The organism is Roseovarius sp. THAF8 (genome assembly GCF_009363735.1).
GTDB lineage: Bacteria > Pseudomonadota > Alphaproteobacteria > Rhodobacterales > Rhodobacteraceae > Roseovarius.
On the sequence record NZ_CP045410.1, the window covers coordinates 2,968,020 to 2,977,971 of the forward strand.

The 9,952-nt window shown below is 63.4% G+C and carries 10 protein-coding genes; 2 read left to right on the plus strand and 8 right to left on the minus strand.

Annotated features, from left to right (window positions below):
• Window positions 1–134: 134 nt before the first annotated feature.
• The 5 genes from FIU85_RS14515 to FIU85_RS14535 all read right to left on the minus strand — a co-directional run bounded on the left by FIU85_RS14515 (window position 135) and on the right by FIU85_RS14535 (window position 4,765).
• Window positions 135–1,418 carry a TRAP transporter large permease gene (locus FIU85_RS14515; RefSeq protein ID WP_152497409.1) on the minus strand — a complete coding sequence of 428 codons (1,284 nt, stop codon included), beginning with the start codon at window positions 1,416–1,418 and terminating at the stop codon, window positions 135–137.
• Between the two features lie 18 nt (window positions 1,419–1,436).
• Window positions 1,437–1,949: a TRAP transporter small permease gene (locus tag FIU85_RS14520; RefSeq protein ID WP_254702911.1), complete on the minus strand. Its 513-nt coding sequence runs from the start codon at window positions 1,947–1,949 to the stop codon at window positions 1,437–1,439.
• A complete protein-coding gene (gene dctP / locus FIU85_RS14525; protein ID WP_152497410.1) occupies window positions 1,933–2,928 on the minus strand; it encodes a TRAP transporter substrate-binding protein DctP in 996 nt (331 codons plus the stop codon). The genes FIU85_RS14520 and dctP overlap by 17 nt, the downstream gene beginning before the upstream one ends.
• Window positions 2,929–3,091: 163 nt before the next feature.
• Window positions 3,092–4,408 (minus strand): FAD-binding oxidoreductase, encoded by a 1,317-nt coding sequence (locus FIU85_RS14530; protein WP_152497411.1) that lies wholly within the window; start codon window positions 4,406–4,408, stop codon window positions 3,092–3,094.
• A gap of 3 nt (window positions 4,409–4,411) precedes the next feature.
• On the minus strand, window positions 4,412–4,765 hold the full coding sequence (locus tag FIU85_RS14535) for an ethanolamine utilization protein EutQ (protein WP_152497412.1): 354 nt from the start codon (window positions 4,763–4,765) through the stop codon (window positions 4,412–4,414).
• A 176-nt stretch (window positions 4,766–4,941) separates the two neighbouring features.
• Here FIU85_RS14535 and FIU85_RS14540 point away from each other — a divergent pair, with 176 nt between their 5' ends.
• Both FIU85_RS14540 and FIU85_RS14545 read left to right on the plus strand, forming a co-directional pair.
• The gene (locus tag FIU85_RS14540) at window positions 4,942–5,508 is read left to right on the plus strand and encodes a TetR/AcrR family transcriptional regulator (RefSeq protein ID WP_254703059.1); all 567 of its coding nucleotides are present in this window, start codon (window positions 4,942–4,944) and stop codon (window positions 5,506–5,508) included.
• On the plus strand, window positions 5,505–7,052 hold the full coding sequence (locus tag FIU85_RS14545) for a trimethylamine methyltransferase family protein (RefSeq protein WP_152497414.1): 1,548 nt from the start codon (window positions 5,505–5,507) through the stop codon (window positions 7,050–7,052). Before FIU85_RS14540 ends, FIU85_RS14545 begins: the two co-directional genes overlap by 4 nt.
• Before the next feature lie 87 nt (window positions 7,053–7,139).
• On the opposite strand, the gene cobF is transcribed toward FIU85_RS14545, so the two are convergent.
• The 3 genes from cobF to FIU85_RS14560 all read right to left on the minus strand — a co-directional run bounded on the left by cobF (window position 7,140) and on the right by FIU85_RS14560 (window position 9,914).
• On the minus strand, window positions 7,140–7,877 hold the full coding sequence (gene cobF / locus FIU85_RS14550; RefSeq protein WP_152493730.1) for a precorrin-6A synthase (deacetylating): 738 nt from the start codon (window positions 7,875–7,877) through the stop codon (window positions 7,140–7,142).
• A gap of 67 nt (window positions 7,878–7,944) precedes the next feature.
• Window positions 7,945–8,664 (minus strand): uroporphyrinogen-III C-methyltransferase, encoded by a 720-nt coding sequence (gene cobA / locus FIU85_RS14555; protein ID WP_152497415.1) that lies wholly within the window; start codon window positions 8,662–8,664, stop codon window positions 7,945–7,947.
• The gene (locus FIU85_RS14560) at window positions 8,661–9,914 is read right to left on the minus strand and encodes a cobyrinate a,c-diamide synthase (protein ID WP_254703060.1); all 1,254 of its coding nucleotides are present in this window, start codon (window positions 9,912–9,914) and stop codon (window positions 8,661–8,663) included. Before FIU85_RS14560 ends, cobA begins: the two co-directional genes overlap by 4 nt.
• Window positions 9,915–9,952: the final 38 nt, after the last annotated feature.

The following is a 9,952-nucleotide window of genomic DNA, read 5'->3' on the forward strand; positions in this document are numbered from 1 at the left end:
GCGAGAACGCCCATCGGTTCGGCGACGTTAAGGCGTCGACCGGCTGGACCCGTCAAGCGCTCAAAGCTGACAACAAAAGCGGCGGTCTGGCGCTAACGCAACGAACCCACTGAACCTGACTTGGCTATGGAGCCTCACATCAGGCCGAACAAGCGCGGTATCGTAAGCGAAAGGTCTGGCCAGAAAGTGGTCAGCATAAGTACCGGGAAGGCCACGAATCCCATCAGTCCGAGCGCTGGCATCACGGCTTGCAAGATGGGCACACGGCATATCTTGCAGGACAGGAAAAGCGTGGGCGCGACGGGCGGGCTGTTGGCGCCGATCACCACCGAACAGGCGACGATCGCCGCGAAATGCACCGGGTCGATATCGTTGGCGACCATCAGCGGCAGGAAGAGCGGTGCGATGACCACGGTGACCGAGACGTCGTCCATCAGCGCGCCCGCGACGATCAGGACGAGGTTCACCACCAGAAGCGCGCCCACCGGGGTGGTCACGACCGACTGGATCGCTTCGGTCAGGTCCTGAGGAACACGCTCGAACGCCATGATGCGCGAGATCATGAAGGAAAAGAGCAGGATGAGGATGATCGTGCCCGTCGTTTCGGCAGCGCCGAGAACACTGCGCCCGAGGCTGCCCCAGGTGAATTCGCGATAGATGAGTCCGCCCACGATGAGAGCCGCGACTGCCGCCACGGCGGCGGCCTCGGTCGGTGTGAAGATACCGCCATAGATACCGCCCAGGATGATGATCGGAAGCGACAGGGCAGGCAGCGCATTGAGAGTGACGCGGCCGAAGCTTTGGGTGTCCTCCGCCTCCAGTTCGATTTCGTCGAAGGCGCGGCCGACGAGGAAGCGGTTGTAGAGAATGAGACCGATGATGAGGATGATCGCGGGGCCGATCGTGGCCGCGAAACAGGCGGCGACGGATTGGCGGGTGACGACCGCGAAGAGGATCATGGTGATCGAGGGTGGGATCAGGATGCCCAGCAGGGACGAGATCCCGAGCAGCGCTGCGATGCGCCCGCGCGGGTAGCCCCGTTGCACCAACGGCTCGGTCATGATCGAGCCGATCGAGGCGATGGCCGCGGTGGCGGTGCCGGAAATGGCGCCGAAGATGCTGGAGGAGAGGACCATGGCCGTGCCCATGCCGCCTCGGCCCGTCGCAAGGCGGCTTACGAAGGCGATGATGCGGCGGGCGATGCCGCCCGACTGCATCAGGTAGCCCGTCAGGATGAAGAGCGGCAGCGCCACGAGCACGACAGAGTTCAGCGATCGAAAGCCCTGTAGCATCAGGGTATTGAGGTTCACGTCATAGACCCAGGTGAGATAGGCGAGAACACCGGCGAAGGACCATGCGACGGGAAGTCCGACGCCCATCAGCAGGATGAGCAAGGGCAGAGCGATGAGGGCGTCCATTGGGTATTGTCCGTGATTTCAGCGGCGCATGAGCCGCCGGCAGGCGTCAATCGCGTCGCGCAGGGCGTAGGCGAAACACCCGACCGCGGCGACGCCTATGGCGAATTGCGGAATCCAGAGAGGGATCTGGAAGGCGGGTGTGCTTTGCGGGCGTTTCATACCCCAGGTGAACATGTGGTAGGCCCAGACCATGAAGAAGCAGGTAACCACGATGGTCAGCGTCGCGATGAGCAGGTCATGCGCCGCCTTGCCGCGCGGGTTCTTGAGGCTACCGGCGATCCAGTCAACGGTCAGGTGTTCGTGGCGCCGCGAGGCGATGACCGCGCCCACCATGTAGAGGGCGACCGCGGCCAGCATGATCAACTCGTGCAGGCCCACGACCGAGAGGCCCAGCACATAGCGCGCCACCACGAGAAAGAACATGAGCCCCACCACCGCGGCGGAAGAGACCACCCCGATCACGTTCAACATGATCGCGATGGCCCCGCCGATGCGGCCCAGGGCCGATGTGCGTTCAGAGCTCGCCGGCATTCGCACGGATCGTGTCCATGATCTCGCTTCCGATGCGCTCTTCCATAAGCGGCCAGACGGCCTCGCGCACCTTCTTCGCCATTTCTGCAAGCTGTTCATCGGAGGGTTCGATGTACTCCATTCCCGCGGCCTTGGCCTGTTCGATGTAGTACTGGTCACGCTCCTGCGCCTGATCGAAAGCTTCTTCCATCACGGTCAGCGCTGCGTTCTGCACGACCTGCTGATGCTCTTCCGACAGGTCTTCCCACGCGCCGTTGTTCATGGCGATTACGCCGGTGACAAATTGCATCTTGGTCTGGTTGTAATAGTCCAGAACATCCCGGAAATACTCGTAGTCCCAGTAGATGATGTTGGCGCCGTCGCCGTCGACCACGCCGGTCTGGATGGCGGTAAAGACCTCGGACCAGTCGATCGTCGCGGTCTGATAGCCCAGTGCCTGCACCGACTCGGCCATCGGGAACATGGCGGGCACGCGGATCTTGAGATCGGATGCCTCTTCCTCGCTCATGGCGTACTTATTCGCCGAGGCGATGCCGTTGAACCCTTCGGGCCAGGGGCCGAAGAACTTGAGGCCGAGATCGTCGTAGATGCCGACCAGCATGTCGTTGACCCAGCCGCCGGGCTTGTAGGCTTCGAACGCCTCTTCCCAGCTGGTGACCATGTAGGGCGTGAAGAGCACGCCCAAGCGTTCGTCGTAGGCCGTGATCGGCCAGTTGATCATCATGTCGATATCACCGGCCACGAAGAGGTCGAAGACCTCGGCCTGGCTGCCCAGCTCGTTCTGGTAGAAGACATCGACCTGAACTTCGCCGTCCGTGTTTTCTTCGATCAGCTCGGCCCAACGGTCGAGCGCGTCGCCGGAAGGCGAGCCCTTGGCCCCTGAGTCAGTCGCCAGCTTGAGCTGGGTCTCGGCCAGGGCCGGGGCGGCCGCAAGCATGAAGACCGAAGCGGTCAAGCACAGGATTTTCCTTGCAAACATATTGATTTCTCCTGCTGGATGTTCCGCTGCTTTGTCTCCTGCAGCGTGTGGTTTGAGGATGTGGTCACGTTTGTACTATACTGTCAATCGGTACGCTCTACGCTCATTCTGCAGCACGGTCGAAGCCTTGAGATCTTCCCGACGCGCTTTGTCTAACGACCTTTCATGCTTCGTGCCGGTTCTGCCACAACTCCCATTTGAACCGCGTGCGCACACCGAGGTCGAGAAAGGGGCGCGGCGGTAACAGACTGGGCGAACCGAGGCTTTCCATATCCGCTATCAGAGGATTGTCTTGGCCGGTTGCGACGTCAGCTGCAAGGATACCGCCAAAGGTGCCCTTCGTGACGCCGACCGCGTTCTGGCAGACCGCCGACCAGATATTCGGTGCGACCTGACCGAATGCCGGCGAGGCATTGCGGGACAGGCAGACGAAGCCGCTCCAGGTATGTTCCATCTCGACCGCCTCGAGCCCCGGAAAACGCTGATCGAAGAGCCTCTTGTGTCGCTGCTTCACCGCATCCTGCTCTCCGGGATTGATCCGCTGGCTGGGGCGGTAGTTCAGACCTTGCCGGATCAGGATCCGGTGGTCGGACGTGTAGCGCATGGTGATCCCGGCAAAGGCGTTGGCTGGGGTGAGACCCCAGGGGCGCGGGGCGCCGTAGATCCGCCGTTCCTCCTCGGTCAGGGGGCGAGTCAGGCTGGCATGGGCAATGAGGTGCAGAAACGTGCGCTGGTGAAAGCCGAACTGCTCGGAAAAGCCGTTGGCCGCCAGGATCATCTTGGGCGCGCGCACCGACCCCTTGGCCGTGGTGAGCCGAACGCCGTTCGCGTATTCGGCCTCGATCACCGGCGAATTCTCGTGTAGCTGGACGTTGTCGGGCAAGGTGTCGGCCAGACCCCGGGTCAGCGCGGCGGGGTTCATCAAGACACAGCCGGGCGTGTAGACGGCCGCGGTGAAATGCGGCGACCCGAGCGTCTGCCGCAGCGCGTCGCCCTCGACCCATTGGAAGGGTTCGCCCAGCGCCTCGAGCTCTTTGCGGAAAGGTACGAGGACTTGTTCGGTCCCTCGGGGCGAGACGGCCGCGTGGTACTTGCCCGCGCGGGACCAGTCGCAGTCGATGCCGTGCCGTTCGACCACGCCCTCGAGGTGATCGAGAGACATCCGCGCGAGTTTCATGAAGCGGTGGCTGCCCTCCAGCTCATCAAGCGAGGAGCCGACATTGTGAGGCAGGTCGATGCCGAAGCCCGAGTTCCGGCCCGACGCGTTCTCGCCCGCCTGGCCTGCATCGATCAGGACGATCTTCTCGTCGGGACGGTTCTCTGCCAGGCGCCGTGCGGCGGCAAGGCCGGCATAGCCCGCGCCCAGGACAATCCAGTCGGCGGCCACGTCGCCCTGCAGTTCGGGACGGGGCGTGCGGTCGGGCAGGATCGCGCTCCAACCGTTGGTTTTGTCATCCGCGGGAAGCCTGGTGATCTTCATCGCTCAGGCTTCCTTGGCCCAGTCGGCCGGTTCGATCGCGAAGAACACCAGCGCATCTTCGGCCACGTATGTGAGCGCGGTGCCCTTTGGCAGCCAGATGGTTTGGTGCGGTTCGAGGTCAAGATCGCCATCGGCCGTGCGCACCGTCAAGCTGCCCTCCAGTACGAGGATCACCTCGTCATACTTGATGGTCCAGGGGATCTCGGCCTGCGTGAGTTTGACATACCCGCTGCCGAGTCGGGTGCCGTCTTCCGGCCCGCTGAGGGTCGCGGCCTTGGCCATGTGGCCGTATTCGAAGCGCGGCGTAAATGTGATCGCGTCCGGCGAAACAACGCGGGCTGGCGATTTGTCAGGCATCGCGATTCTCCCTCTTCCTGTCAGAAAATCGTCCTTGTTGACCACAAGCCATACAATCCTGTATCTTTCCATGCAACCCTGTACGGAGAGTGCCGATGGCCCTGGTCTCGACTGACGCAAGGCAAGATAGACAGCCCCGGTTGACAAGTGAGGACTGGATTGAATGTGCCTTGACCGTGCTGGTCGAGAGCGGGATCGAGGCGGTCCAGATCACTGCCCTGTCCCGGCGGCTGAACGTGACGCGCGGCAGCTTCTACTGGCATTTCGAAAGTCGAGAATCCCTGCTTGATGCCTTGCTGACGGAGTGGCGGGCTCGCAATACCGGGGTGATGGTCGAAGCTTTGGCAGGGTCCGCCTCGCTGGACGACGGTATCCTTGCGCTGTTCTCGGTCTGGGTGGACCATCGCAGGTTCGACCCGCGCCTCGACCAGGCGATCCGCGACTGGGCTAGACGCTTCGAGAAGCTGCGGGCCTCGGTCAAGGCGGAGGATGCGGCCCGGGTCCAGGCGATTGCGGCCTTCTTCGGGAAGCACGGATTTGATCCTACCGAGGCGTTCATCCGAGCCCGGGTGATCTATTTCACGCAGATCAGCTATTACGCACTGCATCTGGAAGAGGACGAGGCGCTGCCGGAGCGCATGAGCTATCTGGAGGCCTATTTCCGAAGCTTTACGGGACGGGACATTTCCCCGGAAATTGCCGCTAAATATCGGGCGCGTATTCTGGATGGCGGTGATGCATGACTGTCGCCGCCGAGACCGGCAAACGCAGGCGCGGCCGTGCTGCGAAACGCCACCGCAAGCCCGTGGCGGCGTTCGATGCGGCCTGGCGATGCTGGCGCAATCCTTATCCGCCGATAGAGCAGTTCAACGCAGCAGAGATTGAGGCGATCCACACGGCGTCGATGCAGGTTCTCGCGGATGTTGGGGTTCGGGTCCTGAGTGAAGAGGCGCGACGGATTTACGTCGCGGCGGGCATGACGGATGCAGGCGAGCAGGTGGTGCGCTTTGATCCGGACCTAGTGGAAGCTCTGGTCTCGAACACGCCGTCCGAAACGACGCTCTATGGCCGTGGCGACAGCCGGAATGTAACCATCGGTGGCAAGATGGTGGGTGTCTGCACGACCGGTGGAACCCCTAATTTTTCGGATGCGAGGAACGGTCGGCGCCCCGGTAGCTTGGCCGCTTTGGATGACCTGTGCCGGGTGGCGCAAGCCTTTGATGTCATCCACATGATCGGCCCGTTTGTCGAGGCGCAGGACATTCCGCCCAACCTAAGGCATCTCGCAATGACCCGTTCCGTGCTGACGCTGACGGACAAGGTGCCTTTCGTGTTTTTCCGCGGAACCCAAGCCGTGGCCGACGCGTACGAGATGATCCGGATTGCGCACGATCTTACGCAAGAGGCGTTCGTGGAGACCCCGGTGAGTTACTCGGTTGCGAATTCCAACTCTCCGCTGCAGCTCGATCACCTTATGTGCCGCGGGATAATCGATGCTGCGCGTGCAGGGCAATTGATGGTACTGACGCCTTTTACCCTGGCCGGGGCGATGGCGCCCGTAACATTGGCGGGTGCCTTGACCCTTCAAAATGCCGAGGCGCTGGCCGGAATCTGCCTGAGCCAGATCGTTCGACCCGGCGCGCCTGTCTGCTATGGCAGTTTCACCACCAACGTTGACATGAAAACCGGGGCGCCGGCCTTTGGGACGCCTGAATACACCAAGGCGGCATTTGCTTCCGGGCAATTGGCGCGACGCTACAAGATCCCGTTGAGATCGTCGGCCGTGACGACCTCGAACGCGCCGGATGCGCAGGCGGCCTATGAAAACCAGATGTCACTTTGGGGCGCCCTGATGGGAGGGACCAACCTTTTGCTGCACGGCGCCGGTTGGCTGGAAGGCGGGCTTACAGCCTCGGCGGAAAAATTCATTATCGACGTGGAGCAGCTGCAAATGTTCGCCGAACTGTTCAAGCCGGTTGAGGTCAGCGAGCAAACCTTGGGGCTCGAAGCCATCGGCGACGTTGGGCATGGGGGGCACTATTTCGGTACGCAACACACGCTTGATCGGTTCGAGGCCGCATTCTACTCGCCGCTGTTGTCCGATTGGTCCAACTACGAAAACTGGGTCGAGCGCGGAGCCCTTACGGCGACGGACAGGGCGCACCGGATATTCTGTGAGACAGTCAACGCGCATGAACCTCCCGCAATGGATGCGTCACGTCTGGAAGAGCTGGATGATTTCATTGCACGCCGCACCGCTGAAGGGGGTGCGAACCTAGACAGGTAGTTCGAGAGTGAAGTGAGGGAACGCTGACCAGTAAACCTTCGAAGATGCAGCCGTTTAGCGCGCTGAAATTACGGTGGCCTGTTCCGCTCATGTGCGACGCAACAGGTAGCTGTCCATTATCCAACCGTTTGCGGCGCGCGCTTCGCTGCGTTTTTCCACGATTTTCTGCCCGACGTCGATGAGAGCACCTTCGATGAGGATCTGTTTCTCGGAGCCGAGATACGCGCCCCACCAGATATGAAGGCCGGTCGGGTCGATCTGCTGGAATGAGCAGAGTCCGTCCAGCATCACGACTGCGGTGGTTTCATTTTCAGGCAGGCCGCCGTCGCGAAGTTGGCGTCCGGTGGTGATGCGCACGGGACCGTCCACGGTATTGAGCGGGATGCAGTGGGCCGCGGTGAGTGCCTGAATTGCCGTGATGCCGGGCACGACGCGGATCGCCGGTATTGGAGTGAGACGTTCGGCGATCCGTATGGTGCTGTCGTATAGCGAAGGATCGCCCCAGACGAGCAGAGCCACCGGCCCGTCGACGGATTGCCCGCCCAGGGCCGCGATCCAGCGTCGGGCGATCTCGTCGTGCCAGGCGGCGACGCGTTCCATATAAGGCAGGTCGGGGTCGCGTACCGGGTATTCGAAGGGCACGATGCGGGCCGTGCTGCCGGACGCGGTGATGATGGCGCGTCTGAGATGGGCGAGATCCTCTTTGTCGTCGCCTTTTGTCGGCAGCAGTATGACGGCGGCGTTCCGCAACGCATCCGCTCCTTCGAGGGTGACATGCGCGGGGTTGCCCGTTCCGATCCCGATGAGCCAGAGATTTTCGATCATTGGAAGGGTCCGGTTCTGGCCTGTCGCGGCGCGCCGAGGGGGCGGGGATGTGGGGCGCGTCGTTGCATCATGTGTCCGCCAGAGATCCGTAAAGGATGAGCGCGGGATGGTCGCCGCTCTCTTGCGCCAGCAGGTCCGACAGGGTTGCGACGGTGTGGCGGGTGATCTTCTGTTCCGGGCGGCTGACGGCTTCGGCCAGAATTGCGGGGGTCGCGGGCGGGAGGCCCGCATCGATCAGGCGCGCGACCAGTTGCGGAAAGGTGCGCTTGCCCATGAAAACCACGGTTGTCGCGGCGGGATCGGCGAGGGCGGCCATGTTGACGTCCTCGGGCAAAGCGCCGGTGACATCGTGGCCGGTGATGTATTGTACGCGCCGTGCCGTCAGGCGACGGGTCAGCGGAATGCCGGCGGCTGCCGCGGCGGCATTCGCCGAGGGAACGCCGGGGATGATTTCGTAAGGGATGTCCTCTGCCTTGAGCGCGACGATTTCTTCCTCCAGCCGGCCGAACACACCGCTGTCACCGGATTTCAGCCGGACGACGCGCTGATCCATGCGGGCGTAGTCCACGAGCAGGCGGCTGACATGGTCCTGCTTGGGCGAGTTGCGTCCGGCCCGCTTGCCCACGCCCACAAGGTCGGCCCCGCGCCGTGCATGGGCCAGGATCGGCCCCGAGGACAGGTCATCGAACAGCACGGCATCGGCGCGCTTGAGGCGGTCGACGGCCTTGAGCGTCAGCAGGTCCGGGTCGCCCGGACCCGAGGACACGAAGGACACGAAGCCGGTCATTGCGGCTCGTCCCCGGTGATGAGGTGAAAGAACATGCCGGAGACGTGACCCCGGGTCGAGCCGGTTTCCGGCACCGGGTTGCCATCGGCATCCGCCACCTGCGCCAGCGGGGCGTCGGGTTGGTCGAGGATGGTGGAATAGTGGAATTCATGCCCGCGCAGCGTTGCGCCTGCATCGAACCCCGGCATCGGTGCCTCGAGGGTCGCGCGGCGGTATCCAAGGTGGAATTTGCGCTTTTCATAGGACGTGACGAGGCCCAAAAGGCCGGCCATCTCGTGGCGCGTACCATCCTTGTCGATCAGCGCCTGGCCGAGCGCCATGTAGCCGCCACACTCCCCGTGGACCGGTTTCGACTCGGCGTGATTTCGCAAAGCGGCGCGGAACCGCGTGGCGGCGGCCAGTTTGCCTGCGTGCAGTTCGGGATAGCCGCCAGGCAACCAGACGAGATCGGCGTCGGGATTGGGGGCTTCATCCGCCAGGGGAGAGAAGGGCAGGATCTGCGCGCCGGCGGCGTGCCAACCTTCCAGCAGATGCGGGTAGGTAAAGCTGAAGGCGGCGTCGCGGGCGATGGCGATGCGTTGCGCCGGGGGGCGGGGCAACGCGGCAGGCGCGGGCAGAGGCGCGCCGCGGGCGGCGGATTTGATCGCATCCAGATCGACATTCTCGCGCAGGAAGTCGGCATAGCCGGCGATGGCGGCGTCGAGGTCAGGGTGTTCGACCGCCTGGATCAGCCCCAAGTGGCGTTCGGGCAGGGTCAGGTCGCCGCGCCGGGGCAGGACGCCCAGCACGGGCAACCCGGCGCGGTCCATCCCCAGCCGGGTCAGCCGTTCGTGGCGGGGCGAGGCGCAGCGATTCAGGATAACGCCGGCAAAGGGCAGGTCGGGCATGTACTGCCGGAACCCGAGAGCTGTGGCGGCGGCGGATTGCGCCTGGCCGCCCACGTCGAGCACCAGCACCACTGGCCAGCCCATGGCCTGCGCCGTTTCCGCACTTGAGCCGAAGCCTTGCTGGCCGCGCGTGGCGACGCCGTCGTAAAGCCCCATCGAGCCTTCGGCGACGCAGATATCCGCGCCTGCCGCCTGCCCGGCGATGGCCTGCCAAAGGCCCTTGCCCATGGCCCAGCCGTCGAGATTAAAGCTGTCGCGTCCGCAGGCGGCCTTGTGAAAGGCGGGGTCGATATAGTCGGGGCCGGACTTGAACGGTTGCACCTTGAGCCCGTCAACGGCCAGCGCCCGCAGAAGGCCCAGCATCACGGTCGTCTTGCCGGTGCCCGACGATGGCGCGGATA